Annotated in this window: 26 protein-coding genes; 9 read left to right on the plus strand and 17 right to left on the minus strand. The window is 56.8% G+C overall.

Annotated features, from left to right (window positions below):
* Positions 1-157: 157 nt before the first annotated feature.
* From E3E28_RS02290 to E3E28_RS02300, 3 genes are read left to right on the plus strand one after another with little or no spacing between them, the layout of a single operon-like run.
* Positions 158-1,534 (plus strand): acetate--CoA ligase family protein, encoded by a 1,377-nt coding sequence (locus E3E28_RS02290; protein ID WP_167915119.1) that lies wholly within the window; start codon positions 158-160, stop codon positions 1,532-1,534.
* A 40-nt stretch (positions 1,535-1,574) separates the two neighbouring features.
* Positions 1,575-3,521 carry an indolepyruvate ferredoxin oxidoreductase subunit alpha gene (iorA, locus tag E3E28_RS02295; RefSeq protein WP_167913877.1) on the plus strand — a complete coding sequence of 649 codons (1,947 nt, stop codon included), beginning with the start codon at positions 1,575-1,577 and terminating at the stop codon, positions 3,519-3,521.
* A gap of 5 nt (positions 3,522-3,526) precedes the next feature.
* Entirely contained in the window at positions 3,527-4,135 is a 609-nt protein-coding gene (locus E3E28_RS02300; protein WP_167915120.1) for an indolepyruvate oxidoreductase subunit beta, read from the plus strand.
* 117 nt (positions 4,136-4,252) lie between these two features.
* On the opposite strand, the gene E3E28_RS02305 is transcribed toward E3E28_RS02300, so the two are convergent.
* The 3 genes from E3E28_RS02305 to E3E28_RS02315 form a co-directional block, all read right to left on the minus strand.
* Entirely contained in the window at positions 4,253-5,254 is a 1,002-nt protein-coding gene (locus tag E3E28_RS02305) for a histone deacetylase family protein (RefSeq protein WP_167913878.1), read from the minus strand.
* Between the two features lie 6 nt (positions 5,255-5,260).
* Positions 5,261-5,833, minus strand: coding sequence for a TATA-box-binding protein (locus E3E28_RS02310; RefSeq protein ID WP_042691874.1), 573 nt, complete (start codon positions 5,831-5,833; stop codon positions 5,261-5,263).
* Between the two features lie 102 nt (positions 5,834-5,935).
* On the minus strand, positions 5,936-7,639 hold the full coding sequence (locus E3E28_RS02315; RefSeq protein ID WP_167913879.1) for a DUF505 family protein: 1,704 nt from the start codon (positions 7,637-7,639) through the stop codon (positions 5,936-5,938).
* A 138-nt stretch (positions 7,640-7,777) separates the two neighbouring features.
* Between E3E28_RS02315 and E3E28_RS02320 the strand changes: the two genes are divergently transcribed.
* Positions 7,778-8,206 carry a DUF356 domain-containing protein gene (locus E3E28_RS02320; RefSeq protein WP_167913880.1) on the plus strand — a complete coding sequence of 143 codons (429 nt, stop codon included), beginning with the start codon at positions 7,778-7,780 and terminating at the stop codon, positions 8,204-8,206.
* Between the two features lies 1 nt (position 8,207).
* Here E3E28_RS02320 and E3E28_RS02325 read toward each other — a convergent pair whose 3' ends face one another.
* On the minus strand, positions 8,208-8,741 hold the full coding sequence (locus E3E28_RS02325; RefSeq protein ID WP_042691882.1) for a multiprotein bridging factor aMBF1: 534 nt from the start codon (positions 8,739-8,741) through the stop codon (positions 8,208-8,210).
* Positions 8,742-8,808: 67 nt separating this feature from the next.
* Between E3E28_RS02325 and E3E28_RS02330 the strand changes: the two genes are divergently transcribed.
* Positions 8,809-9,303, plus strand: coding sequence for a GNAT family N-acetyltransferase (locus E3E28_RS02330; protein WP_167915121.1), 495 nt, complete (start codon positions 8,809-8,811; stop codon positions 9,301-9,303).
* Between the two features lie 17 nt (positions 9,304-9,320).
* Positions 9,321-9,611, plus strand: a complete 291-nt coding sequence (locus E3E28_RS02335; protein WP_167915122.1) for a hypothetical protein — start codon at positions 9,321-9,323, stop codon at positions 9,609-9,611.
* Positions 9,612-9,678: 67 nt separating this feature from the next.
* On the opposite strand, the gene E3E28_RS02340 is transcribed toward E3E28_RS02335, so the two are convergent.
* The 6 genes from E3E28_RS02340 to E3E28_RS02365 form a co-directional block, all read right to left on the minus strand.
* Positions 9,679-10,083: a Zn-ribbon domain-containing OB-fold protein gene (locus tag E3E28_RS02340; protein WP_167913881.1), complete on the minus strand. Its 405-nt coding sequence runs from the start codon at positions 10,081-10,083 to the stop codon at positions 9,679-9,681.
* Between the two features lies 1 nt (position 10,084).
* The gene (locus E3E28_RS02345) at positions 10,085-11,245 is read right to left on the minus strand and encodes a thiolase domain-containing protein (protein WP_167915123.1); all 1,161 of its coding nucleotides are present in this window, start codon (positions 11,243-11,245) and stop codon (positions 10,085-10,087) included.
* 10 nt (positions 11,246-11,255) lie between these two features.
* Positions 11,256-12,308 carry a hydroxymethylglutaryl-CoA synthase gene (locus E3E28_RS02350; RefSeq protein ID WP_167915124.1) on the minus strand — a complete coding sequence of 351 codons (1,053 nt, stop codon included), beginning with the start codon at positions 12,306-12,308 and terminating at the stop codon, positions 11,256-11,258.
* 99 nt (positions 12,309-12,407) lie between these two features.
* A complete protein-coding gene (locus E3E28_RS02355) occupies positions 12,408-13,088 on the minus strand; it encodes a fibrillarin-like rRNA/tRNA 2'-O-methyltransferase (RefSeq protein WP_014123188.1) in 681 nt (226 codons plus the stop codon).
* A gap of 5 nt (positions 13,089-13,093) precedes the next feature.
* A complete protein-coding gene (locus tag E3E28_RS02360) occupies positions 13,094-14,362 on the minus strand; it encodes a C/D box methylation guide ribonucleoprotein complex aNOP56 subunit (protein WP_167915125.1) in 1,269 nt (422 codons plus the stop codon).
* 80 nt (positions 14,363-14,442) lie between these two features.
* A complete protein-coding gene (locus tag E3E28_RS02365; protein ID WP_167913882.1) occupies positions 14,443-15,411 on the minus strand; it encodes a ribose 1,5-bisphosphate isomerase in 969 nt (322 codons plus the stop codon).
* Positions 15,412-15,639: 228 nt separating this feature from the next.
* Here E3E28_RS02365 and E3E28_RS02370 point away from each other — a divergent pair, with 228 nt between their 5' ends.
* A complete protein-coding gene (locus E3E28_RS02370) occupies positions 15,640-16,896 on the plus strand; it encodes a PLP-dependent aminotransferase family protein (protein ID WP_167915126.1) in 1,257 nt (418 codons plus the stop codon).
* A gap of 48 nt (positions 16,897-16,944) precedes the next feature.
* Positions 16,945-17,784, plus strand: a complete 840-nt coding sequence (locus E3E28_RS02375; protein WP_167913883.1) for a gamma-glutamyl-gamma-aminobutyrate hydrolase family protein — start codon at positions 16,945-16,947, stop codon at positions 17,782-17,784.
* Here E3E28_RS02375 and E3E28_RS02380 read toward each other — a convergent pair.
* On the minus strand, positions 17,714-18,553 hold the full coding sequence (locus tag E3E28_RS02380) for a radical SAM protein (RefSeq protein WP_167913884.1): 840 nt from the start codon (positions 18,551-18,553) through the stop codon (positions 17,714-17,716). The two genes, E3E28_RS02375 and E3E28_RS02380, sit on opposite strands and share 71 nt — an antisense overlap.
* Before the next feature lie 56 nt (positions 18,554-18,609).
* On the opposite strand from E3E28_RS02380, the gene E3E28_RS02385 reads away from it, so the two are divergent.
* The gene (locus E3E28_RS02385; protein ID WP_167913885.1) at positions 18,610-19,020 is read left to right on the plus strand and encodes an OsmC family protein; all 411 of its coding nucleotides are present in this window, start codon (positions 18,610-18,612) and stop codon (positions 19,018-19,020) included.
* Between the two features lie 40 nt (positions 19,021-19,060).
* Here E3E28_RS02385 and E3E28_RS02390 read toward each other — a convergent pair whose 3' ends face one another.
* The 6 genes from E3E28_RS02390 to purL all read right to left on the minus strand — a co-directional run bounded on the left by E3E28_RS02390 (position 19,061) and on the right by purL (position 24,416).
* Positions 19,061-19,627 carry a GMP synthase subunit A gene (locus E3E28_RS02390; protein ID WP_167913886.1) on the minus strand — a complete coding sequence of 189 codons (567 nt, stop codon included), beginning with the start codon at positions 19,625-19,627 and terminating at the stop codon, positions 19,061-19,063.
* Positions 19,624-20,061: a type II toxin-antitoxin system VapC family toxin gene (locus E3E28_RS02395; protein WP_167913887.1), complete on the minus strand. Its 438-nt coding sequence runs from the start codon at positions 20,059-20,061 to the stop codon at positions 19,624-19,626. The genes E3E28_RS02390 and E3E28_RS02395 overlap by 4 nt, the downstream gene beginning before the upstream one ends.
* A gap of 2 nt (positions 20,062-20,063) precedes the next feature.
* Positions 20,064-20,258 carry an antitoxin family protein gene (locus E3E28_RS02400; protein WP_167913888.1) on the minus strand — a complete coding sequence of 65 codons (195 nt, stop codon included), beginning with the start codon at positions 20,256-20,258 and terminating at the stop codon, positions 20,064-20,066.
* 41 nt (positions 20,259-20,299) lie between these two features.
* On the minus strand, positions 20,300-21,223 hold the full coding sequence (guaA, locus tag E3E28_RS02405) for a glutamine-hydrolyzing GMP synthase (protein ID WP_167915127.1): 924 nt from the start codon (positions 21,221-21,223) through the stop codon (positions 20,300-20,302).
* 62 nt (positions 21,224-21,285) lie between these two features.
* Positions 21,286-22,281: a formate--phosphoribosylaminoimidazolecarboxamide ligase gene (locus E3E28_RS02410; RefSeq protein ID WP_167913889.1), complete on the minus strand. Its 996-nt coding sequence runs from the start codon at positions 22,279-22,281 to the stop codon at positions 21,286-21,288.
* Positions 22,278-24,416, minus strand: coding sequence for a phosphoribosylformylglycinamidine synthase subunit PurL (gene purL, locus E3E28_RS02415; RefSeq protein WP_167913890.1), 2,139 nt, complete (start codon positions 24,414-24,416; stop codon positions 22,278-22,280). The genes E3E28_RS02410 and purL overlap by 4 nt, the downstream gene beginning before the upstream one ends.
* Positions 24,417-24,419: the final 3 nt, after the last annotated feature.

A 24,419-nucleotide genomic window follows, 5' to 3' on the forward strand; every position in this document is an offset into this window, starting at 1 on the left:
CCTCCGAGGATAAAATAACCAGAGCTTACTTAAATCTTTCGATGACTGAAAAAGCCCACTGATGGACGTAAAAGTCTCAACGATGCCCTAAAATTCTCCAATGCCCCTTTTGGGAAAGCTTATATACGATTCAACGGAGATTTAAACGGTGGGGCGTATGAACCTGGACTACTTCTTCAAACCGAAGGGTATAGCCGTCATCGGTGCATCGAACGACCCGATGAAGCTCGGCTACGAAGTTTTCAAGAACCTCAAGAAGTACAAGGACGGCAAGGTTTACCCTGTCAACGTCAAGGACGAGGTCGTTCAGGGTGTTAAGGCCTACAAGAACGTCAAGGACATCCCCGACGAGGTTGACCTCGCGATAATCGTCGTCCCCAAGCGCTTCGTGAAGCAGGCGATAATAGACTGCGGTGAGAAGGGAGTTAAGGGAGCGGTCATCATAACGGCCGGCTTCGGCGAGACGGGTGAAGAGGGCAAGAAGGAGGAGAGGGAACTCGTCGAGATTGCCCACAAGTACGGAATGCGCCTGATAGGCCCGAACTGTGTCGGCGTCATGAACACCCACAACGACATGAACGCGACCTTCATAATGGACGCCAAGAAGGGGAGCATAGCCTTCGTGAGCCAGAGTGGAGCTTTGGGAGCGGGAATCGTCTACAAGACCGTCAAGGAGGGAATCGGCTTCTCGAAGTTCATCAGCGTCGGCAACATGGCCGATTTGGATTTCGCGGAGCTCATGGAGTACCTGGCCGACACCGAGGAGGACAGGGCAATCGCGCTTTACATCGAGGGAATCAAGGACGGAAGGAAGTTCATCGAGGTCGCCAAGAAGGCCACCAGGAAGAAGCCCGTCATAGCCCTCAAGGCCGGAAAGAGCGAGAGCGGAGCCAGGGCAGCATCAAGCCACACGGGTTCCCTGGCCGGAAGCTGGAAGATTTACGAGGCGGCATTCAAGCAGAGCGGAGTTCTCATAGCCGAGACAATCGACGATATGCTCAGCATGGCGAGGGCCTTCACCCAGCCGTTGCCGAAAGGCAAGCGCGTTGCGATAATGACCAACGCCGGCGGACCGGGCGTTTTGACGGCCGACCAGATTGACAAGAGGGGCCTTAAGCTGGCCGACCTCGAGGAGAAAACCATCGAGGAGCTCCGCTCGTTCCTTCCGCCGATGGCGGCAGTGAAGAACCCCGTCGACATGATAGCTTCCGCGAGGGGCGAGGACTACTACAGGACCGCGAAGCTACTCCTCCAGGACCCGAACGTCGACATGCTCATAGCGATATGCGTCGTCCCGACCTTCGCGGGAATGACTCCAACGGAGCACGCCGAGGGCGTCATAAGGGCCGTCAAGGAGGTCAACAACGGGAAGCCGGTTTTAGGCCTCTTCATGGCCGGCTACGTCAGCGAGAAGGCTAAGGAGCTCCTCGAAGAGAATGGAATCCCGAGCTATGAGAGGCCGGAGGACGTTGCCGCCGGTGCCTACGCGCTCGTCCAGCAGGCGAGGAACGCAGGGGTTTTGGAGGATGAGTGACTTTCATTTTTCATCAACTTAATTTCGGAGGTGTTGTTTGATGGCGAAGGTAACGGACATAGTGCTGTGGGATAAGCCCGGGGAGAGGGTTCTCCTCCTCGGAAACCAGGCCATAGCGCGCGGAGCTTTGGAGGCCAACATAGCGGTTTTCGCAGCTTATCCCGGAACCCCGAGTTCGGAACTGACCGATACGATGGCTATGGTGGCCAAGAAGGCAGGAGTTTACATGGAGTACTCCACCAACGAGAAGGTCGCCTTTGAAACCGCGCTTTCAGCTGCCTGGAGCGGTCTCAGGGCCATGACGGCCATGAAGCACGTCGGACTGAACGTCGCGGCCGACACCTTCATGAGTGCCGTCGGCATGGGCGTCGAGGGCGGTTTCGTCATAATGGTTGCCGATGACCCGAGCATGTGGAGCAGTCAGAACGAGCAGGACACGAGGGTTTACGCCAAGTTCGCCAACGTTCCGGTTCTCGAGCCGATTTCACCCCACGAGGCCAAGGAGATGACGAAGTACGCCTTCGAGCTCAGCGAGAAGTTCAAGCACTTCGTCATCCTGAGGACGACCACGAGGAGCTCCCACGCGAGGGGCGACGTCGTTCTCGGAGAGCTTCCCGAGGAGATAAAGACCGGCAAGAGGAAGTTCGGAAACTTCAAGAAGAACCCCGAGAGGTTCGTTGACATCCCGGCCCACGCGAGGAAGTTCCACCCGCAGATTCTCGAGAAGATTGAGAAGATTCGCGAGGAGCTCAACAACTGCCCCTTCAACTGGATTGAGGGCGACGAGAACGCGAAGGTCGGTATAATCGCTCCGGGCCTGAGCTACGCCTACGTCAAGGAAGCCCTGGCCTGGCTTGGTGTCGAGAACGTCAAGATACTCAAGCTCGGAACGCCCTTCCCCGTCCCCTACGGCCTGCTCGAGAAGTTCCTCGACGGGCTTGAGAAGGTTCTCATCGTCGAGGAGCTCGAGCCGGTAGTTGAGGAGCAGGTAAAGACCTGGGCCTACGACAGAGGATTAACCATCCCGATTCACGGGAAGGACCTCGTGCCGAGGGTTTACGAGATGACCACGAGGAGGGCGGTAACGGCCATAGCGAAGTTCCTCGGCCTCGAAACCCCGGTGAACTTCGAGGAGCTCGACCAGAAGTACGAGAAGGTAAAGGGCATGGTCCCGCCGAGGCCTCCCTCACTGTGCCCGGCCTGTCCGCACAGGAACACCTTCTACGCGATTAGAAGGGCCGCGACTCCGAGGGCAATCTTTCCGAGCGACATAGGCTGTTACACCCTCGGCGTCCTGCCACCGCTCAAGACCGTTGACACAACCGTAGCGATGGGCGGTTCAATCGGCGTTGCCCACGGCCTCAGCGTGGCGCTCAACGGAAGCGTTGCCGAGGAAGAGCACAAGACGGTCAAGGAGAAGAAGGTAATCGTTGCCACGATAGGCGACTCGACGTTCTTCCACACCGGACTTCCGGCTCTGGCCAACGCAATCTACAACCGCTCCAACGTAGTCATAGTCGTCCTCGACAACCTCGTTACTGCAATGACCGGTGACCAGCCCAACCCGGGAACCGGCGAGACCCCGCACGGACCGGGCAAGCAGATTAAGATTGAAGAGGTCGCCAAGGCGATGGGAGCGGATTATGTAGCAGTCGTTGACCCCTACGACATAAAGGCCGTCGAGAGGACCATAAAGGAAGCTCTCGCCGTTGAAGGTGTGAGCGTCGTCGTCGCGAGGCGCGTCTGTGCGCTCTACAGGATAGGCCAGCTCAGGCGCGAGGGCAAGCAGTGGCCACTCTACCAGGTCAACGAGGACAAGTGTACCGGCTGTAAGATTTGTATCAACGCCTACGGCTGTCCGGCAATCTACTGGGACGCCGAGAAGAAGAAGGCCAAGATTGACCCGACGATGTGCTGGGGTTGCGGCGGCTGTGCCCAGGTCTGTCCATTCGACGCCTTCGAGAAGGTGAGGGAGGGAGAGCTATGAGCGAGATGAGGGAGTACAACATCGTTATCACCGGAGTTGGCGGTCAGGGAATCCTTACCGCGGCGAACCTGCTCGGCTGGGCCGCTTTGAGGGCCGGCTACAAGGTGCGCGTTGGTGAGGTTCACGGCATGAGCCAGCGCTTTGGAAGCGTTATCGCCTACGTCCGCTTTGGAGAGGACGTCTACGGCGCGATGGTTCCCGAGGGCAAGGCGGACGTCATTCTGAGCTTCGAGCCTGTCGAGGCTCTCCGCTACATCAACTACCTCAAGAAAGGTGGCCTCGTCTTCACCAACGCGAGGCCGATTCCGCCGGTTCAGGTCTCGATGGGCCTCGCCAAGTACCCGAGCCTGGAGGAGATTAGAAAGGTCGTCGAGGAGGACTTTGAAGCCAAGTTCATGGCCTTCGACGCCGAGAAGCTCGCTATGGAAGCCGGCAACATCATAACCACCAACGTCGTCCTCATCGGAGCGCTGACTCAGACGCCGGGCTTCCCGCTCTCGGCGGAGCACGTCAGGGAGGTCATCAAGGTCAGCGTGCCGAAGAAGGCCGTCGATGTCAACATGAAGGCCTTCGATTTAGGCGTCAAGGCCGCGAAGGAGATGCTGGGGCTTTGATGCCCCACAATTTTTATCACACTTTGAGAGCTTCAGCTTATTTGTTTCCCGGAATCTGTAACTTCTTTTTGGCGTAAACCAACTTACCCCTGGGTAAGCCACTTACCCTCCCGTAAGTCAGAAATCCCACCACTCGGACTGCACCTCTTTGACCCTCGCCACCGTTCTAAGGGCCTCGTACGATGGACTGACCGGAACCTCACGGATTTCCCCGCTGAGGTAGCCCCTAATAAAGGCTGGAAGGCCTTTGTCGAGGCCGACCGAGTAGCCACCCTCGAAAATCACCGCGAGAGGATAGCGCGAGAGCGTTGAGCCCGCGTAGGCGAAGAAGAGTTCACTGAGGCGAAGCGTCGTCAGATTCTCACCGAGGAATCCGTCGAAGCCCGCCGAAATCACTACGAGCTTCGGCCTGAACTGGGCAAGAACCGGGAGAAGGACCTCGTCCCAGGCGTAGATGAAGTCGTCGTCACCGGAATAGTGGGGCATCGGCAGGTTGATTTTCGTTCCCTCGGCATTTTTCCCGCCGACGTCGTGTTCGTAGCCACTCCAGGGGTAGATGTCCCTCTCGTGAAGGTCCACATGCACCGCGTTGCGGTCGTTCCAGAGTATCTCCTGCGTCCCGTTGCCGTGGTGAGCGTCGAAGTCTATGACCAGCACCTTCCCAGCGAGCTCCTCAGCAGATTTCGCCGCGTAAGCCGCGTTGTTGAAGATGCAGAAGCCGAGCGTTGAAGCGTTGAAGGCCCTCCCTGCTTTTCCGGCGTGGTGGCCTGGTGGCCTAACGAGGGCAAGGTGAAGGCCCCCGAATTTCAGGGCCAGCTCGACGGCGAGTCTAGATGCCCCGAAGGCGAGAAGCGAGGCTTCCCACGTGCCGGGGGAGACGTAAGTGTCCGGGTCGAGGTATGAAAAGGTCCTACTCTTCTCGCGGACGAGCTCGACGTAGTCCTCCGAGTGGACCTTCAGGAGCTCCTCTTCCGGGACGGGAACCGGCTCGATGGGCTTCCACAGGTTCAACCGCTTTAAGGAGTTTACCGCCCGTAACAGCCGGTCTGGGTTTTCAGGGTGATAGTTCTCTGGTCTGTGCTCGAGAAAAACAGGAGAATAGATAACGGAGAAGGCCAAGCGGCCTCACCACTCCTCCTCTTCCTCGATTAGACCGTACTTCTCCAGCTCGCGGAGGAGTTTTCTAACGGCCTCCCAGGCGTCGTGCTCGCTCTTGGCGCCGGAGCAGACGATTTTACCGGAGGAGAAGAGCAGTATGACAGCCCTCGGCTCCTTGACGCGGTAGATGACGCCGGGGAACTGCTCGGGTTCGTACTCACAGTTGGGAAGGCTTAAAGCAACGGCGTCGAGGTTGAACTCCATGCCGATGTCACCGCTGAAGACCATGTTCTGTATGTCAATCTGGGGCGCGCGGTGGAATTTAGCTCCAATCTTCTTGAGCATCTGGATGAGCTTGTTGACGGCCCTCTCGATGTCCTCGACGCTTTTTGCGCCGGTAACGACGAGCTTCCCGGAGCTGAATATAAGCAGGGCAACCTTCGGCTCATCGAAGCGACAGATGATTCCGGGGAACTCCTCGGGGTTGTACTTCGAGTTGGGGCATATTTCAATAACCTTCTCAAGGTTCAGCTCCGTAAAGAGGTCAACAGAAGCGACGATGTTTTCAATCCTGAGCTTTACATTGCTCATGTCCACCAAGGTTTACACCTCCGGATGGTGGGTTTAAAAACCCCTTTATAAATGGGGGCCGTCGCTTTTTAAAGCTTTATGCTCAAAAGGAGACATTGAAGAAGAAAAAGTTCAAAGGTAGGCCTCAACGAGGACCTTACCTGCCTCCGTCAGGCTCTTGCTTCCGAGGAAGCCGAGCTGGCGGAGCATCGTCAGGGCCTTCTTTATCTCGTCGTCGCTGAGGCTGAGGTGCTTCCTGATGACGTCAACCTCCTCCATCTTGTAGCCCTTGACCTCGCCCTTCTCCTTCCATATCCTGTTGAAGGTCTCGATGTTGTCGTAGATTACCTTGAGCACGTTGTAGAGGGTCGGCGTGACGCTGAACTTGACCTTGACTATCTCCTGGAGCTTGGCGTTCTCGAGGGCGGTCTTAACCTTATCTCCGAGCTCGGTCAGCTTGACCATGCCGTTCTGGAGCTCAACGACGAAGCCCTTCGCTTCCGCCTCGCCGATTGCCCTGATGATTTCCTTCTCGTCTCCGCCGACGTAGTCCTTGACGAGTTCGACGAGCTCATCCCTGTGGATGTACTTCTTCCTCGGGGTCTTGGCGAGTATTGCCGAGTCGTACCTGGTGAGGAACGGCTTCCTCTTAATCGAGCGACTGAGCTTGAGGTAGAACCTGCCCTTGTCGGTGACGCCGGCCTTCACAACGCCCTCTTCTTGAGCCTTGATGACCCACTCGGCTATTGGCACGTCACCGCTCTCGGCGTAGGTTATCGCCTTCATGGCATCTGGGCTCACGGTTCCGAAGTTTATGGCCTCTTTACCCCACTCGGTGAGCCAGTAGGTGTCCTTGTTCTTGACGAGCTTCCTCTCGATGAGTTCCTTGCTCTCAAGGAGGTGCAGAATCGCTCCAAGGTCCTCAACCTCAACGCGCTTGGCGATTTCCTTCTCGGTCGGGAGTATATCGGGGTTGGTCTCGTACTTCTTCTCGATTTCCTTGATGGCCTTGAGAACGGCCAGCCCATCGTCGAGCAGGTAAATCGGGAGGACCTTCTCCTCAACCTTACCCATCGCCTCGTAGGTCTCCATCATTGCCTTTCCGAACTCGGTGGTTCCTTTCTCGTCGCTGAGTCCCATGCTCTCCAGCTCGGCGTTGCTCCTTCCGGCCTTCAGGGCCTCGAAGTCCTCCTTCCTGAGGACTATCGCCCTTGCAAATACCGGAATCATACTGACGGCTTTGAGGGCGAGCTTCGCCGCTGGCGTGGTTGCGAAGGCCCTTCCCTTCTCGGTCGGCGGTGAAATCAGGAGCAGACGCATGGCCTGAAGGGCGTTCACGATGTTGTCACCGTAGAGCTTGGAGTTCTTGAACGTGACCAGCTCGTCGAGGGTTCCGATTTTCGGCATTCCCCTGAGGAACGAGACTATCTCCGGGGTCAGGTAAACGACGGGGTGGGTCTCGCGGTAGAGCTCGAGGAGCGCCTTTCCAAACTCGGTGAGGCCGTTCTCATCGGCCAGCTTCCTCTCCTTCAGCTTCTCGAGCCAGCTCTCGGGGACCTTTCCGGTCTCCTCGAGGAGCTCAAGCATCTTCATTATCTCAGTATCGGCTATGACCTCGGGAAGCTCGTCGAGGTTCAGGGAGTCGCTTATCTCGAGGAGCTTCCTTCCGGCCTCGGTGAGCTTAATCTTTCCGCCTTCAAGCTCGGCAAACCCGAGAATGTAGAGCTCGATTGCCCTTATCTGGAACTCCTCCGGCAGTTTGGCCTCAATCTCGGCCTGGCTCTCGGTTTTCTTCATTTCCCTGAGTATCTCAAGGTGCCTCTTCTTCAGATACATGCTATCACCCCTCCTCTCTCCTCATCGACTCTTAAAAAGGCTCCGGCATTTTTAGAAACGCAAAGTTTTTAAAACTTTCGGTAACTAAAATCGGCTAAGGTTTAAAAGGCAACCCGTTGAGTGGGGGGTGGTGAGAATATGCGAAACACGATTGTATTGGTTAGAACCGACAACTTCCAGAAGGCGAGCGTGGCCCTGGCCGACCTCGTGAGATACGGGGGCATGAGGATTCGCGGTGACCCGAGGATAATTCCCCCGGCCCTCTCGGACTGGGCCTTTGAAAAGATAAGTGGCGAGAAGCCGAGAAAGCGCTTTAAGGCCCACGTCGTTGCCCAGATTGACCTTCCGCCGAGGAAGGCCATAGGAAGGCTGATGGACATTCACCCGCCAGCCCATGTCCTCGTAATTCCGCCGGATTCGGAAGTCTGGGAGGAACTTATGCGCCTCTGGGGAAGCTTTGAGAAGCTCAAGGGCTTCCACCCGCCCAAGAGAACACGGGCCGAAGAAGCCCGGCGGAAAGCCGAGAAGAGGAGGGAGAAGGAAGAGTGGGAGTTCGAGGAGGTTTAGTTCACTTCTTCCTCTTCCGTATCCTGATGTTCGCGATGTCGCCAAGGGTCGGCTCGTAGTCCTTCGGAATCGTCTTCTTCTCCTTTACCTCCTCCTCGACGCGCTCGATGAGCGTAATCTTGAAGTAGCGTTCGAGCTTCTTGGCTTCCTTGATGGTTGGCTCGCGGTAACCGTGCGCTATGGCCCTCAAATCGTTCACCGAAAGCCCAATCTCGTGGGACAGCTCCTCGTAGCTTTTACCGCTCCTCTGTATGGCCTTGTAAACCCTCTCGGCGAAGTCCTCAACGATTTCCTCGGTGTAAAGCGGTCTCTCGCGGTAGGGCTTCGGCTCCCTCTTCGGCCTTGGAGCTGAGACGGGCCTTCTCCTCGGCTCCCTTCCTGTGGGCATTATGCTGAAACCGGACTTCTTTCGGCCGTACTTCTCGTAACAGCGGTCGCAGACGAGGACCTCGGCGCCTTCGAGCCTTATCCTGTGGCCCGGGCCCCTAATGGGCGCACCACAAATCTCGCAGTAGCGTGGCTTGGCCTTGCTCATAGCTACCACCTTCTCTACCGCTCAAAGCTCGGAGTCAGGCTTTTTAAACCCGACGATGAGGGTATCAATGATGACGGAAGTGAAAATAGAGAAACTCCAAAAGCTCGACCAGGAAACGCTTGAAAGGCTGATAGAGATTTACATGAACGCCTACGAGGGAATGCGCGAGTACGGCGGGGAAGGAGAGAGCTACGCGAAGCGCTACCTGCGATGGTGCTGGAGCAAGGCCAAAGACGGCTTCTTCGTTGCCAAAATCGGCGACGAGATAGTCGGCTTCATCGTCTGCGACGACGACTGGTACAGCAAGTACGAGGGAAAAACCGTCGGGGCCATACACGAGTTCGCAGTGGACAGGAGGTATCAGGGGCATGGAATAGGGCGGAAGCTCATGGAGAAGTGCCTCGAGTACCTGAAGGAAAAAAGGATAGAGCTCTGGGTCGGCGAGAAGAACGAGCGGGCGAAGAGGTTCTACGAGGAGTACGGTTTCAGAGAAGCTGGAAAGCACGGCATCTGGGTGAGAATGGTTAGAGGGGAAAAGGTGATAAGCGCGGACGAGAAGTAGTTTCATTGGTGGTTGCAATGCCGTGCATTCATCCACCGGGCGCAGACAGGGTGAAGGAAATGAAAGAGGAGAGCTTCATAAGGGAAGGAAAGGGAAAGCTCAAGGTCACGATAGAGGGGAGCGAGACCCTCGAAACTACGATGAGCGGAAGGCTGAAGAGCGTCGAGGAAGTGGCCGAGATGCTCGGCGTCGAGGCCAAGGACGGGAAGATAGAGGCTGTGGTTGACGGAGTTAAGGTCAGAATGGAGAAGGGCAAGCTCGAGCTTGAGTTCGAGAGTGGGGACAAGATGAGGATTGAGAAGGCCTAACGGCATTCAATGCCCAATTCTTTTCTGAAGCCAAAACAGGTTAAAAAGCAGGGTAAGGAAAAGGAAATCACTTCAAAACGGGCCTGAACTTGTAGGCGTAGAGGATTATACCGTCCTCCTCGAACTCCCTGACCTTCCTCGTTACGGCTTCAACTTCCATGCCCTCGTGGATTTCCTCCGGGTCAACGTCCGTCAGCTGGGCCAGAACGACGGGTCCTTCCTCGAGCTGGACAAGAGCCAAAGGATAGGGCTTGTAGTACTCAAACCCGCTCGGCGGGTTCCTCACTATCGTCCAGGTGAGCACCTTGCCCCTTCCGCTGAACTCGTACTCCTCGACGTTCTTCGAACCGCAGACGGGGCAAACTCCCCTGTAGGGGAAGAATACGTGGCCGTTCTCACACTTTCCGCCTATGAGCCTGTACTTCTCGCGGAAGTGCCGCCAGTAGCGGGAAACCTGCATCGGCCTGCTCATATCACACCCTCCTGAAGATGCTAACGGTTATGTTCGAACCGGTTCCACCGATGTTTTGGGTCAGGCCGACCTCCGCATCTGGAACCTGGTTCGGCGCTTCACCGCGGAGCTGGAGAACCGCCTCGACCGTCTGGTAGACGCCGGTAGCTCCAACGGGATGACCGCGAGCTTTGAGTCCTCCCATCGTCTGTATCGGGTAGTCTGCGTCAATCGCTATCTGGCCTTCCTTAGCGAGCTTCGCTCCTTCTCCTTTCTTCGCGACGCCGAGGGCTTCCAAGCTCAGCGCGGCCATGACTGTGAAGGCGTCGTGAACCTCGAAGAAGTCGATGTCCTTAGGTTCAACTCCCGCCATCTTGTAGGCTTTCTCTGCTGCTATCTTTGCCGCCTTGAGGGTGAGCAAATCTTCCCTGTTGGCGAGGTTTATGGTGTCTATGGCGCGCGCCATTCCAGCGACCTCAACCCACTTCTCCTTCGGAACGCCGAGTTCCTCGGCCTTCTCTGGGGTGGTTATTATCACGGCAGCGGCACCGTCGCAGACCGGCGAGGCGTCGAAGAGCTTGAGCGGGTCGGCTATGTAGGGACTCTTTAAGACGGTCTCAACCTTGATGGGCCTCTTGAACATCGCGTAGGGGTTCTTAGCGCCGTTGGCGTGGGCGTTGACGGCGAAGAGGGCCAAATCCTCCTCGGTGTAGCCGTAGGTCTTCATGTAGTGCCTCATGATGAGCGCGTTCAAAGCCACGAAGCTGGCCCCGTGGAAGAGCTCCCACTCGGCGTCTGCCGCGTAAGCCAGGTAGCGCGTCGCGTCGCTCGGCCATGCATCCGTCATCTTCTCGACGCCGACGACGGCAACCACATCCTCCAGTCCGCTGAGAACGGCCTTAACACCCTCCTGAACCGCCGCTCCTCCGGAGGCACACGCCGCCTCGATTTTAACGGCGGGAATGTTCCCGAGACCTGCCCAGTCCGCTATGAGCGCGCCAAGGTTCTCCTGCTCGACGAAGGGGCCCGAAACCATATTGCCAACGTAGAGGGAGTCAACCTTATCGACGCCGGCATCGTCCATCGCCTTGAGGAGGGCCTCAACAGCCAAATCCCTGAGGGAGAGCTTCCAGTGCTCGCCAACGGGCGTCATGCCCGCTCCGATTATGACCGCCTTCTTCATCTCCATCACCTCACAGTATGAACTTCCTCCTCGCCTTGGCGTAGAGGGCGTAGTCTATGTACTTCTTCCTCTCGACGTAGTCCCTAACCTTCGGCGCGAGGTCTCTCTTCTCCTCTATGGCGTCCTGAACGACGATGCTGAAGGCGTCGCTTCCGGCTCCAGAACCAAAGGAAACCCACAGAATCCTGTCGCCGGGCTTGGCTATATCGAGAACCGCTGAAACGCCGACCATCGTTGCACCGCTGTATGTGTTTCCAATCTTGCCTGTGAGAAGTCCCGGAAGAACCTTCTCCTTCGGGATTCCGAGGATTTTGGCAGCGGTGAGAGGGAACTTGACGTTGGGCTGGTGGAAGACCGCGTAGTCGAAGTCGTTGACGGTAAGACCCAGCTCTTCCATCAGCGTTTTTGCCGCGTTGATTATGTGGTGGAAGTAGGCCGGCTCACCGGTAAAGCGGTTTCCGTGCCTCGGATAGTGCTCGTGCTGGCGCCTCCAGAAGTCCGGCGTGTCCGTAACGTAGGAGTAGCTTCCCTCAAAGTAGGCAACCGTCTCGGAGCTCTTGGGGCCAACTATGAAGGCAGCTCCACCGGCTCCGGCAGTGAACTCGAGGTGGTCGCCGGGCCTTCCCTGGGCGGTATCGGCTCCGATTGCCATCGCGTAGTCGGCCATCTCGGAGCCAACGAAGCCAATAGCTGTCTGCAGAGCCTCGGTTCCGGCCTTACAGGCGAACTCGAAGTCGGCCGTGCTGACGTCAGGCGTTGCTCCGATTGCCTCGGCTATGACCGTTCCTGTGGGTTTAACCGCGTAGGGCTTGCTCTCACTGCCAAACCAGACCGCCCTTATGAGCTTGGGGTCAATTCCAGCCCTCTTGAGCGCGTTCCTTGCCGCTTCAAGTCCTATGGTGAGCGCGTCCTCGTCGAGACCTGGAACGGCCTTTTCCTCGATTGGAAAGCTCGAAACGCCCCAGACCCTTCCTATCTCCTCGGCTTTGATTCTATACCTCGGAACGTAGGCACCGTAGCCGACGATGCCCACTTCCCTCTTCGGCTTCAGTAGCTTCCTCATGGGCATCACCTTGAGAACTGACTGCCGGGGGTTGGAACGGGCCTTATAAAAGCCTTTCGGTAAAAGTGAAAAAGAGTTTAGACGATTGACGAGGAAAGCTCAAGGCTTCCTCACGACGAAGAGCGCGTGGTCCTTCTCGTAGGGCTCGAGCGAAAGCCTCTCAACGACCTCGAAGTACTCGGAAAGCTCCCTCTCGACCTCCTTGAAGACCTCCTCCGGCTCCTTGGTGACGTCGATGCTCCTGCTCTTGACCGAAATCATGCCGTAGCCGCCGCTCTTCAGGAAGACCTTTGCGTTGTCGATGAGGATTTTCGCCTGCGTCGGCTGGGCGACGTCTTCAAAGATTACGTCTACCTTCGGGACGAGGGCGCGGTAGCCCTCGGGTTTCGTTGCATCGCCGAGTATGGGCACGATGTTCCTCCTCTCCTCGACTATCGGAACGAGCTCCCTCAGAACCCTCGGTGAGAACTCGACGCCGAATATCTTGCCCTCCCAGCCGACGATGTCGCTGACGTGGGAAGCGGTGGTTCCGCTCGCTATTCCGAGGTAGAGCACCGTTGAGCCGGGCTTAATCGGGAAGTTCTTGAGGCCGTTGAGTATTGCCGCGCCGAGCTTTGAACGGCTCGGGTTCCAAATCCTGTACTCCTCGCCCTCGAACTTGATGACCCTCTCCCCGTAAACCCTCTGGCCGGGGACGAGGTTCTTGGTGGCTATCTTCTCGCTCCCGTCGTCATCGATGACGATGTAAACGCCCGGGAACCTGTGCTTCTTAACCTTCATCTACCTCACCTCTTGCCCTTCTTTTTCTTCTTACCCCTCTTATCGGGCTTGCCCTTACCCTTCTTCTCCTTCCTGCCCTTCTCGTGCTTCTTGCCCTTCTTGTCCTTGCCCTTGAACTTCTTCTTTTTCTTCTTCTCGGGCTTGGCCTTCCTCTTGGGCGGGTTCGGATACTTCTCCTTGATTTCCTTGATTCTCTGCTCGAGCTCCTTCTTGAGCTCCTCGCCGATGTATTCACCCGAGAAGTAGTCAACCCTCGCCGCTATGGCCAGCTTTCCAGCTAATGCCCTCGCAATCTTACCCCTCTGCCACCAGGGCGAGCGGTTTATTGCAGGGTACTGGAAGATGACTCCGTGCTTGGGTGGCTTGGCACCGGTTCTTAAGTGCCTGAAGAGGGCCTTTTCAGCGCCAAGAACCTGTATCGTCGATGCCGGCATCATGGCGAGTTCCTTAAGGCCTCCAGCAAGGCTCATGAGCCTTGCGGCGAGCTTTGCACCGACGAGAGCCTTCAGGTTCGGAGCAACTTCACCAACAGCGGTCTCAAGGTAGTCCTCAATCTGCTCCCTCAGCTTGTAGAGGTCGGAAATCTCGCTGGCGAGCTTCCTTATGATTTCGCTGTCGAACTTGCCGAGCGGTGCTCCCATGGACTTCTCGGCCGCCTTGAGAATCTTCTCAACCTTGCCCTCGGAGAAGCCGAGCTTTTCAAGCTTCTCCCTGCTCACGTTCTCCCTCGGGCCGATTTCCTTGACGAAGGCAACGTACTGCGGGTGCTTGGGCAGGATTTCGTCCAGCTCGGGGAAGTGAAGGCCGTACCACTCCCTAAGGCGTGAAACGAGCAGGTTAATGACCTTGTCAATGTCGTCCAGAGCTTCGATGGCCTGTATAATCATCTTGTCGCGCGCACCGCTCTGCTCCTGTATGCGGAGCCTCGTCAGAGCGACGCCGACGGTGTAGTACTCGTCGAACCAGTTCTCGCCGAGGAACTCCTCCGGGCTTGAGCGGAGCTTTTCTCCTGCCAAGTTAGGGAACTCGGCGGTGGCGTTGTAGCCGAGCTCCTTGAGCTTCCTGCTCAGCTCGGTGTCCTCGACGACGAATTCCTCGTAGCCCTCTCCGCCCAGCTCGTCGAGGAGAACTAAAAGCTCGTCGCTCGGTTCGCCTTTCAAAAGCCTGTCGAGGCTTACCTCCGGCTTCCCGCTGAAGGGTTTGCTCGCGATGAGCTTCCCGCTCTCGTCGAAGGCGTAAACGCCCCTGACGTTCTCGGCAATGTAAACCTTCATGAGCATCACCTTCCTTTCTTTCCTCAGGTATAGAAGGGCGAGGAGTTTTAAACGGTATCGGTGGAAAAAAGAGGGAAAAGTCAGTCCTCCCAGGGCTCGCGGTACTTGAGCGCCCAGCCGAACTCCTCCTTGAGAATGTCTATGGCAGCGCTCGGCGGAATGACCCCGCGCTCGGTTATGATGACGTCAACGTACTCAGGCGGAGTGACGTCGAAGGCCGGATTCCAGACCTCGATGTTCTTCGGCCAGGTCTTGAGTTCTTCCTCGGGAATCACTTCCGTCGGGTCGCGCATCTCAATCTCGACGAGCTGACCGAGCATCGTCTCGGGGTGGAACTTGTAGGTTTCAGCGGCAATCATAGTCCAGACCCTGTGCTCCTTGGCGGTAAGCGCTATCAGGGCAGTTCCAATCTTGTTTATCACCGCGCCGTTGACAGTTATGCTGTCGGCTCCCATGACGACCTTATCAGTCATCTTCATGTAGTGCCTCGCCGCTGAATCTACGACGTATATGACTGGAATTCCATAGGAAGCCAGCTCCTTGGCGGTAATCTTGCCCTGCCACTTGGGCCTCGTCTCGGTTACGATGACCTTGATGTCCTTGCCCTGCTCCCAGGCGGTCTTCATGACGCTTATCGCGGCCTTGCTGTGGCAGTGGGTCATTATGACGTCGCCGTCCTCTATGCGCTTCGCCCCTATCTCCCCTATCCTCTTGACCGCGTTCTCGGAGTTGTGTATGAACTCCTTGGCGGCGTTGATGACGATGAAGCGGAGCTGTTCAAGGTCGGCACCGCTTGAGTAGGCAATTTTACCCCTGTGCATGACGTAACGGAGGGCGTTGGGCAGGGAAACGGCTGTGGGCCTCGTCTCGTAGAGTATCTTCGCGGCCTGCTTCATCTCCTCCCAGAACTCGTCAACGGTCTTGGCCTGGCTCTTCTCGGCCTGTATCTGAAGTGCGTAAGCCGCTGAACGGGCTATCTTCCCTGCACCGCGTATCTCCATGTTCCTTATCTTCTCCGCTATCTCAAGGACCTCCTTCACCACTGGCATCGCTATCACCTCCGGGTAAACTCAGGTTTGGGGGAGAGGGTTTATAGGTGTTTCCCGTGCATTAATGTCCTCAAAAGTCCTTCAGTGCCCTTAAATTACCGAGGAAAGCCGTGTTTACCTTTGTAAAGCCTAAATCTGGGCGTTGGGAAAGGTTTATAACGAAAGACCCGAAGTTCTTAGTGTATAGATTTGGTGACGTGCTCAGGCATGTTCATTGAGGTGGTGGCTATGCAGGAAAAACTCGAAAGGAAACTCGCATCCGAGCCCCTCAACTTCGAGTCATTCTTCTCCGAGAAGGCCCTTCAGATGAAGGCTTCGGAGATTAGGGAGCTCCTTAAGCTCGTCGAGACGAGCGATGTTATAAGCCTCGCCGGCGGTTTACCCGCTCCCGAGACCTTCCCGGTTGAGATTATCAAGAAGATTGCCCAAGAAGTCCTCACGGAGCACGCCGACAAGGCCCTGCAGTACGGAACGACCAAAGGATTCACCCCGCTCCGCCTTGCCCTCGCGAAGTGGATGGAGAACCGCTACGGCATCCCGATGAGCAAGGTCGAGATAATGATGGTTGCGGGCAGTCAGCAGGCCCTAGACCTCATCGGCAGGGTCTTCATAAACCCCGGGGATGTTGTCGTCGTTGAGGCTCCGACTTATCTCGCGGCGCTCAATGCGTTCAAGTACTACGAGCCCGAGTTCGTGAGCATTCCGATGGACCACGATGGAATGAGGATTGACCTCCTTGAGGAGAAGCTTGAGGAGCTGAAGAGGGAGGGAAAGCGCGTTAAGTTCGTCTACACCGTCTCGACATTCCAGAACCCGATGGGAGTTACGATGAGCCTCGACAGGAGGAAGAGGCTCATAGAGCTCGCCAAGGAGTACGACTTCCTCATCGTTGAGGACAGCCCCTACAGCGAGCTCCGCTACTCGGGCGAGCCCATTCCGCCGATAAAGCACTTCGACGACGAGGGCAGGGTCATCTACCTCGGGACGTTCTCGAAGATACTCGCCCCCGGCTTCCGCCTCGGATGGGTTTCGGCACACCCGCACTTCATTAGGAAGATGGAGATAGCAAAGCAGGCCGTTGACCTCTGCGCCAACACCCTCGCCCAGGTTATAGCCTGGAAGTATGTAGAGGCCGGCTACCTTGACGAGCACATCCCGAAGATAATCGAGTTCTACAAGCCGAGGCGCGATGCCATGCTCGAGGCCCTTGAGGAGTTCATGCCCGAGGGAGTTGAGTGGACCAAGCCCGACGGAGGAATGTTCGTCTGGGTCACCCTGCCCGAAGGCATAGACACCAAGCTCATGATGGAGAAGGCCGTCGCCAAGGGCGTCGCCTACGTCCCCGGTGAGGCCTTCTTCGCCCACCGCGACGTCAAGAACACCCTCAGGCTGAACTTCACCTACGTCCCGGAGGACACCATCAGGGAGGGCGTTAAGCGCCTGGCGGAGGTCATTGAGGAAGAAATCAAGGCCCTCAAGAAGTGAGGAAAAGCTTTTTACCCTTTTCTTTCCCAGATTTCCATCGGTGGTGGCATGAAACCCCTGATAGCAATCATAGGTTCTCCCTGGAGCGAGTCCCTTTCAGCCGGCAGGGCACATATAAAGCGCGTGATAGAGGCCGGTGGGCTTCCAGCAGTTTTCAGTCCCGAAATCGAGCCCGAGGACGTCATAGAAGTCGCCGACGGGATACTGCTCATCGAGGGACCCGACGTCCACCCGCGCTTCTACGGGGAGGACCCCTCGCCGAGCCTCAGGGAAGTCGACGTTCTTCGAGACGAGTTCGAAATTGAGCTGGTAAAGCTCGCCGTCGAAGCAGGGGTTCCAATCCTCGGGGTAGGAAGGGGAATGCACGTAATCAACGTCGCCCTCGGCGGAACGCTCTATCAGGACATCTACGACATTCCCAAGGCGATAAAGCACGACTGGAGCTTTGGAAGCACGAGGCCGGAGCAGAGGCTCCACACCATCAGAATAAAGGCGGACTCAAGGCTATACTCCATCCTGCGCGAGAGCCTGAACATCGAGGGCACCAACGAGGCGTGGACGTGGGTCAACAGCTTCCACCACCAGGCCGTGAAGAGGGTCGGGGAGGGAATCCGGCAGGTTGCCTTCGCCGTTGACGGCCTGATAGAGGCCATTGAGGGTAAGGAGGGCTTCATTCTCGGCGTCCAGTGGCAACCGGAGCACCTGCCCGAGATGCTTCCCCTGTACAGGGCCCTGGTTGAAGCCTCATTAAAAAGGCATGAGGAAAGCGATGAGATGAGGAGAAGGGCCATCGAAGCCGAAATCCGTGAGGAGCTCGCTAAGGAACAAGATGAGAGCCATCACAGCTCGGAAACGAGCGATAACCCTCCCGACACGAACCAAACGTGATGCCCCTCTCGGTTATCTTTTTCTCGGCCTCGCGCAAAATCTGGAAGCGTAGCTCCTTTGGGAGGTAATAGTAGCCACCAATCCGCTCTCCCCTCTCGTAGAGTGGCCACAGCTTTTCCATAAGCTCCGGAAACTTCGCGAACATCCTCTTCTTGGAGTCGGGCCTCAGCTTGAGGGTTGAAACTGTGATGTGGCTCACAAAGCTTAGAGCGTCGAGCGTCTCGTCGAAGTCCTCCCAGGTGTAGAAGGGGATTATCGGGTCTATCCTCGCGTAAACAGGGATTCCGGCTTTCTTGGCCTTCATAAGGGCTCGTATCCGTGCCTTAGGAGATGGGGCGTTCGGCTCGAGAAGTTTGGCTTTCCGCTCGTCAACCGTCGTCACGGTGATTCCAACGGCACAGCGAAGCTCGCTCAGAAGGTCTATGTCGCGCTCGAAGATGTCTGACTTGGTGAGGAGCAGACAGCGGACGTCGTAGCGCCTGAAGAGCTCAAGGACCTTCCGCGTTATCCCGAGCTCGCGCTCTACCGTCGGATAGGGGTCGGAGGAGTAGGAGAGGGCTATAATGTAGCGCCGGTCAAACTTCCTGAGTTCCCGCTCCAGCTTGGGTAAGAGGTTCTCCTTCGTCCTCACGCGGAAGGCATAGGGGATATAGCTCGTTATGTAGCAGTAAACGCACGCGTGGTCGCAACCGGTGTAGACGTTCAGCGTGTACTTGAAGGGACACGTGCAGAGTTTCGCCTTCCAGGGGTCAAAGGGTCGAATGTACATGCAGGACCTTGAGGAAAGGGCTTTAAAACTCACGCGGTAGGAACTACGGTGATTGCATGAGCGTGAAGGGTCGCGTCAAGTGGGTTGAGGGGATGCAGTTCGTCGGCTCGATGGAGGACGGTGGGTGCTCGATAATCCTCGGGGACGGTGGAATAAGCCCGATGAGGCTTCTCCTCCTAAGCGTTGCCGGCTGTACCGCCTACGACGTGGTTATGATTCTCAAGAAGATGCGCGAGCCGATTGAAGGCCTTGAAGTCGAGATTTCCGGCGAGAGAAGGGAGGAATACCCGAAGGTCTACACTAGGGTTCACGTTCACTACAGGATTTATGGAAACGTTAAGGAGGAAAAGGCGAGAAGGGCCATAGAGCTGAGTCAGGACAAGTACTGCTCCGCCTCTGCCCAGGTCAAGCTGAGCGGTGCCGAGCTGACTTACTCCCTTGAGATAGTGCGGGGCGATGATGAGTAAATCCGTTGCGGAAAGGTGAAGAGAGGACCGACTAGCTGAGCTAGAGCTCCCCGCAGAGCCTCGCGAAGTTCCTGTAAACCTCGGCCCCGCGCTCGGTGTGCGCAACCTCCGGGTGGAACTGGACGCCGTAGATTGGAAGGCTCTCGTGCTTCATAGCTTCAACAGGGCAGGTCTCGCTCCTCGCGAGCAGTTTGAAGCCCGGCGGGAGCTCCTTCACCTCGTCCATGTGGCTCTCCCACACCTTCAGTTTCCTTGGAAAGCCTGCAAAGATGTCGTTTTCCTCTATTATTTCAATCTCGACAAGGCTGTACTCGGCCTTCTCACCCCTGCCGACCTTCCCGCCGAAGTGCCTCGCTATGAGCTGGTGGCCGAGGCAGATTCCGAGGATTGGGACGTTGAACTCGTCGTAGTGCTCCAAAACGGCCTCGCAGTTGCCCGTTTTGTTTATGTCTGGACCACCTGAGAAGATTATGCCTTTTGGCTTCATGGCCTTTATCTCCTCAAGCGGTGTCGTGTTTGGGATTATCTTGGCCTCGACACCGAGGTATCTCAGAGTCCTCCAAATCCTGTGGACGTACTGCCCTCCGTTGTCCATTATAACTATCATGAACCCACCTCCAGGAGTTTGAAGAAGGCATCGTGCTCTTCGAGAATGTAGTAAACATCAACACCCGAACGTCTTGCGTTCTCGGCCATTCTCTTATCGTTGGTAAGCAGAACGCCTCCAACAACCATGGCGGTTGAAATGTAGTAGGTATCAGCCGCCCTTGAATGAAGTCTAAAGGCCAGCTCAACGGCCTCATCAAAGAACTCACTTTCTCCGACGAGGTTAAAGAAATCAAAAACTCCTAAGAACTCCCTGACTTTCTCCTCGGGGGTAAACTTTGACAGGACGTTAACGAACTCAACCATGCATATTTTTGGAACGTAGATTTCGTGGCCATCAATTGCTTCAAAGACCTCCAGCGCGAGCCTCCGCCGTTCCTCGTTAAATTTTGAAAAAGCATCGATGAGCAGGGACGTGTCAACGACGAACCTCATGCTTACTCCCTCACCGTTGTCAGGATTTCCAAGGGGTCTTTCTCTGGTCGTTCAAGTTTTTCCTCAACGCTCTTGATGAATTCGGATAGTCCAGTGCTCAAAATCCTCACCCTGAGCCTCTGCCCCTCCTTCAGCTTGAGGGGTCTGAGGGGCTTCAGCACGCCGTTCTCGTAAATCACCTCGATAATCTCGCCCATGCTCCCACCGCATAAAGTTGGAAACGAAGGTAAATAAGCCTTCACTCGAACTCAATCGTTGCCGGAGGCTTGTTGGTGATGTCGTAGAGAACCCTTCCGACCTCGGGAATCTCGCTGGTTATGCGGAATGCTATCCTCTGAAGGACGTCGAAGGGGACGTTCATGGCGTTTGCCGTCATTCCGTCGAGGCTCTCGACGACCCTAACCGCTATCGTTTCCTTGTAGGCCCTTATGTCGCCCTGAACGCCGACGGTTTTAACGCCGAGCAGAACCGCGAAGGCCTGCCAGGGTCTAAGCCCGGCTTTTTCGATTTCCTCCTCAACTATCGCGTTGGCTTCCCTGACTATCGCTATCTTCTCCGGCGTGACCTCCCCGAGAACCCTTACGGCAAGACCCGGCCCCGGGAAGGGCATTCTGTTGTAAATCTTCTCAGGAAGGCCGAGCTCCTTCGCCAGCTCCCGAACCTCGTCCTTGTAGAGGTCGCGGAGCGGTTCTATGAGCTTGAGGTTTAGCCTCTCCGGCAGGCCTCCAACGTTGTGGTGGCTCTTGATTTTCCCCTTGCTCTCAATCCAGTCCGGGGCGATTGTTCCCTGAATCAGGAAGTCGGCGTTGATTTCCTTCGCGACCTCTTCGAAGACCTCGATGAAAACTCTGCCTATTATCTTCCTCTTCTCCTCGGGGTCGGTAACGCCCTTCAAAGCCCTGAAAAAGCGCTCGCTCGCGTCAACGTAGTGCAGGTTGAGGCCGAACTCGTCGCGGAAGGTCTTCACCACGAACTCGGGCTCGCCCTTGCGCATGAAGCCGGTGTTGACAAAGACGGCGTGAAGTCTGTCGCCTATAGCCTTGTGAGCAAGTATCGCGGCGGTTGAGCTGTCAACGCCACCGCTGAGCGCTATTATCGCCTTTCCGTCGCCGACGGTTTCCCTTATCTCCTCAACCTTCTCCCTGATGAAGTCCTCCCACATGAGCACCACCTTTTACACCCGCTTTGGAATCCGCTTTATAAACCTAACCCGCTTAAACACTTTCACGTCAAAACCTCATCGAGCCTGTCCTCCCCAAGCCCCTGCCTCAGCTCCATCGCTATCCTCCTGCCGGTGCTCACAGGGAAATCATAGCGGAGCCAGCTGTAGGGGGAGCCGTGGACGAAGGGGTTCGTTCCGGCAACTATCCTCGCCGAAATCTCGAAGACCACAAACTCCAGCTCCTCGGTGTAGACGCCTTCAAGGCAGAACGGCCCCCAGAGACCGCCCATGAGCTTTTCAGCCGTCTTCACTACCCTTTCACCGGCCTCGATGACGTCCATGAGCAGGCTCTCGCGCAGGACGATTGGAATGTTGCCGATAACAGTGTAGTTCGTGTTTACCTCGATGTCCAGCTGTTCTTTCGCTGGAATCCTGCCTATCGCGTCGGCGTTCGACTCATAACGACGGTCGATGCTCATCAGCTCAAGCTCGCGGTTCAGCTTTGAGTAGAAGTAGTGCGGATAGACTGGAACTCCGATTACGTACTCCTGAATCTGGATTCTGCTCAGGTCTTCCTTGTCCCTGATGCCGAGCCTCTCGGCCTTCCTCCAGAAGTCCTCTGGATTCTTGGCCAAAAAGTAGCCCCTCCCTCCCTTCGCCCCGAAGGGCTTGACTATCACAGGGCCGTCTATATCGTCGGGGTCGTCGTAGACCCTCGGAAGGCGTAGCTTCGCCTCTTCGAGCCACTTCCTCTCAAGCGAGCGGTCGCTCTCCCACCTCAGCACCTCTTTGTTGCCGTAGTAGGGGACGCGCATCTTCTCGACGAGCTCAACGCCGAGGTGAGCCACAAATGAACCGGTGGGAATAACCACCGCATCAAGCTCGAGGAGTTCTTCCTCGGGATAGCTTCCCTCGATAAAGTAATCGGCAACCGGGAAGTACTTCGTGTAGAGCGGTCTAACCCGGGCTTTTCCGAAGGCTATAGTCTCAAAGCCCTCCTGCTTCGCCCCATTCAAAATCTGAAGGGCCGAGTGTGAGGCGTACGTTGCTACCCTCATTCCTCCTCACCCAAAAGCCTTGGTAGGGATTCGTGAACGGCTCTGAGCTCCGAAACGGGTTTTCTGAGGAGTTCCCGCCTGTTCCAGAGGAAGACCGCGTCGCTCCCCTCTGCCTTCCCAATGATGGCAAAGTGCTTGAAGAGACCCTTAAGCTCCTCAAGGTTTTCCTCTGGGAACGCCACGATGTATCTTGAGTGGCTCTCGCTGAAGGCGACCTCAATAGGGTTTGAGGTTTCGGAGGGGACCTTCGAGAGGTCTGCGGTGAAGCCAGTGTTCCCTGCAACGGCCATCTCGGCCAGGGTAACAGCCAAGCCACCCCTGCTCACGTCGTGGACGGCTTTGACGAGGCCCCTCCTTATCGCCTCAAGGACTCCGCTTGCGTTGGCTTTTTCCTCCTCAAGATCCACGCGAGGCGCGAGGCCACCCTCGACGCCGAGCCTCGCGAAGAGCTCAGAACCGCCGAGTTCGGGCTTCGTGAGGCCAACTACCCCGATAAGGAGGTTCTCCTCAAAAGCCCCGGACGGGATATCCTCAAGCTTCACCTTCCCGAGGCCAGCTACAACGGGAGTCGGCTTTATCGGCCTGTCAACGACCTCGTTGTAGAAGCTCACGTTCCCGCTGACGTACGCTAGGCCGAAGGCCCTCGCCGCGTCCGCCAGTCCCCTGACGGTTTCAGCGAAGCTCCAGTAGACCTCGGGTCTCTCGGGCGAGGCGAAGTTGAGGTTGTCAACCAGCGCCAGAGGCTCGGCCCCAACGCTGACGAGGTTTCTCACAACCTCTGCAACGGCCCCCATAGCCCCGTGGTAGGGGTTCAGGTAGCTGTGGTTCGGATTCCCGTCGGCGACGAAAGCCAGACCGTACTCATCGTTTATCTTAAGAACCGCCGCGTCCCTGCCCGGTTTAAGAACAGTCCTCCCCTGAACCTCATGGTCGTACTGCTCCCAGACCCAGCGCTTGCTCAAGATGTTCGGACTGCCCCAGACGAAGTCGAAGGCTTCTCCAAACGAAATGCTCGGCGTCTCGACCGGTCTCTCGGCGCTGTAGGGCCTCAGCTCCCACTCTATCGTTGGAACGTCAGCCAAGAGCTCTATCGGCAAATCCGCGACCTTCTCGCCCCCCCAGTAGACGACGAAGCGTGGCTCCTCAATCGTCTCGCCGACGACGGTCCACTCAAGCTCGTACTCCTCGAAAATCCTGCCTATCTCCTCGACGTCCTCCGGCTTAACCGCGAAGAGCATCCTCTCCTGGCTCTCGGAAATCATAACTTCGGTCGGAGTCATGCCCGGCTCGCGGAGAGGAACCCTGTCGGCGTATATTATTGCCCCGAAGCCCTTCTTGCCAGCCATTTCGGAGGCGGCGCAGGTCAGTCCCCCGCCCCCCAAATCCTTGAGCGCCTTAACCTTGCCAGAGTAAACGGCCTCGAGGGTGGCCTCGATGAGGAGCTTCTCTGTGAAGGGGTCTGGAATCTGAACGGCCGAGCGGTCCTCTTCGGTGTTCTCGCCCAGCTCTTCGCTCGCGAAGGTTACGCCGTGAATCCCGTCTCTCCCCGTCCTGTTGCCGACGAGGATGAGCTTGAGGCCTGCCTCGCTCACGTAGCTGTGGACGAGGTGCTCGGGCCTCATGATGCCAACGCAGGCGACGTTGACGAGCGTGTAGTTATCAAGGCTCTCGTCAAATTCGGTCTCTCCCCCAACGGTCGGAACGCCTATCCTGTTCCCGTAGTCGGCTATTCCCTTAACAACCCCCTCGAAGAGGTAGCGGTTTCTCTCTTTCTCCAGCGGACCGAAGCGTATGGGGTCAAGCAAAGCAATTGGCCTCGCGCCCATGCAGAGTATGTCCCTCACTATCCCGCCGACTCCAGTTGCAGAACCGCCGTAGGGTTCGACCGCGCTCGGATGATTGTGGCTCTCGATTCCAACGGCTATCCACGTCTCGTCGTCGAACTTCACTATTCCGGCGTCCTCGCCGGGGCCTAAAATCACGTGCTCGTTCTCCGTCGGGAGGAGCTTGAGCCAGGGTCTGCTCGACTTATACGAGGCGTGCTCGCTCCACATGACTTCGAGCATCGCCCACTCAAGTTCGTTCGGTTCCCTCTTCAGGCGCTCGCGGATGAGCTTCTCCTCGTGCGGGAACACGGA

Source organism: Thermococcus sp. 21S9, from assembly GCF_012027635.1.
Taxonomy (GTDB): Archaea; Methanobacteriota_B; Thermococci; order Thermococcales; family Thermococcaceae; genus Thermococcus.

What these genes read in the sequence shown, in the direction of transcription:
- E3E28_RS02290 (WP_167915119.1), top strand. Translation starts at nt 158, where the DNA reads ATGAACCTGGACTACTTCTTCAAACCGAAGGGTATAGCCGTCATCGGT.
- iorA (WP_167913877.1), top strand. Translation starts at nt 1,575, where the DNA reads ATGGCGAAGGTAACGGACATAGTGCTGTGGGATAAGCCCGGGGAGAGG.
- E3E28_RS02300 (WP_167915120.1), top strand. Translation starts at nt 3,527, where the DNA reads ATGAGGGAGTACAACATCGTTATCACCGGAGTTGGCGGTCAGGGAATC.
- E3E28_RS02315 (WP_167913879.1), bottom strand. Translation starts at nt 7,639, where the DNA reads ATGTATCTGAAGAAGAGGCACCTTGAGATACTCAGGGAAATGAAGAAA.
- E3E28_RS02320 (WP_167913880.1), top strand. Translation starts at nt 7,778, where the DNA reads ATGCGAAACACGATTGTATTGGTTAGAACCGACAACTTCCAGAAGGCG.
- E3E28_RS02325 (WP_042691882.1), bottom strand. Translation starts at nt 8,741, where the DNA reads ATGAGCAAGGCCAAGCCACGCTACTGCGAGATTTGTGGTGCGCCCATT.
- E3E28_RS02330 (WP_167915121.1), top strand. Translation starts at nt 8,809, where the DNA reads ATGATGACGGAAGTGAAAATAGAGAAACTCCAAAAGCTCGACCAGGAA.
- E3E28_RS02335 (WP_167915122.1), top strand. Translation starts at nt 9,321, where the DNA reads ATGCCGTGCATTCATCCACCGGGCGCAGACAGGGTGAAGGAAATGAAA.
- E3E28_RS02340 (WP_167913881.1), bottom strand. Translation starts at nt 10,083, where the DNA reads ATGAGCAGGCCGATGCAGGTTTCCCGCTACTGGCGGCACTTCCGCGAG.
- E3E28_RS02345 (WP_167915123.1), bottom strand. Translation starts at nt 11,245, where the DNA reads ATGAAGAAGGCGGTCATAATCGGAGCGGGCATGACGCCCGTTGGCGAG.
- E3E28_RS02350 (WP_167915124.1), bottom strand. Translation starts at nt 12,308, where the DNA reads ATGAGGAAGCTACTGAAGCCGAAGAGGGAAGTGGGCATCGTCGGCTAC.
- E3E28_RS02355 (WP_014123188.1), bottom strand. Translation starts at nt 13,088, where the DNA reads ATGAAGGTTAAGAAGCACAGGTTCCCGGGCGTTTACATCGTCATCGAT.
- E3E28_RS02360 (WP_167915125.1), bottom strand. Translation starts at nt 14,362, where the DNA reads ATGAAGGTTTACATTGCCGAGAACGTCAGGGGCGTTTACGCCTTCGAC.
- E3E28_RS02365 (WP_167913882.1), bottom strand. Translation starts at nt 15,411, where the DNA reads ATGCCAGTGGTGAAGGAGGTCCTTGAGATAGCGGAGAAGATAAGGAAC.
- E3E28_RS02370 (WP_167915126.1), top strand. Translation starts at nt 15,640, where the DNA reads ATGCAGGAAAAACTCGAAAGGAAACTCGCATCCGAGCCCCTCAACTTC.
- E3E28_RS02375 (WP_167913883.1), top strand. Translation starts at nt 16,945, where the DNA reads ATGAAACCCCTGATAGCAATCATAGGTTCTCCCTGGAGCGAGTCCCTT.
- E3E28_RS02380 (WP_167913884.1), bottom strand. Translation starts at nt 18,553, where the DNA reads ATGTACATTCGACCCTTTGACCCCTGGAAGGCGAAACTCTGCACGTGT.
- E3E28_RS02385 (WP_167913885.1), top strand. Translation starts at nt 18,610, where the DNA reads ATGAGCGTGAAGGGTCGCGTCAAGTGGGTTGAGGGGATGCAGTTCGTC.
- E3E28_RS02390 (WP_167913886.1), bottom strand. Translation starts at nt 19,627, where the DNA reads ATGATAGTTATAATGGACAACGGAGGGCAGTACGTCCACAGGATTTGG.
- E3E28_RS02395 (WP_167913887.1), bottom strand. Translation starts at nt 20,061, where the DNA reads ATGAGGTTCGTCGTTGACACGTCCCTGCTCATCGATGCTTTTTCAAAA.
- E3E28_RS02400 (WP_167913888.1), bottom strand. Translation starts at nt 20,258, where the DNA reads ATGGGCGAGATTATCGAGGTGATTTACGAGAACGGCGTGCTGAAGCCC.
- guaA (WP_167915127.1), bottom strand. Translation starts at nt 21,223, where the DNA reads ATGTGGGAGGACTTCATCAGGGAGAAGGTTGAGGAGATAAGGGAAACC.
- E3E28_RS02410 (WP_167913889.1), bottom strand. Translation starts at nt 22,281, where the DNA reads ATGAGGGTAGCAACGTACGCCTCACACTCGGCCCTTCAGATTTTGAAT.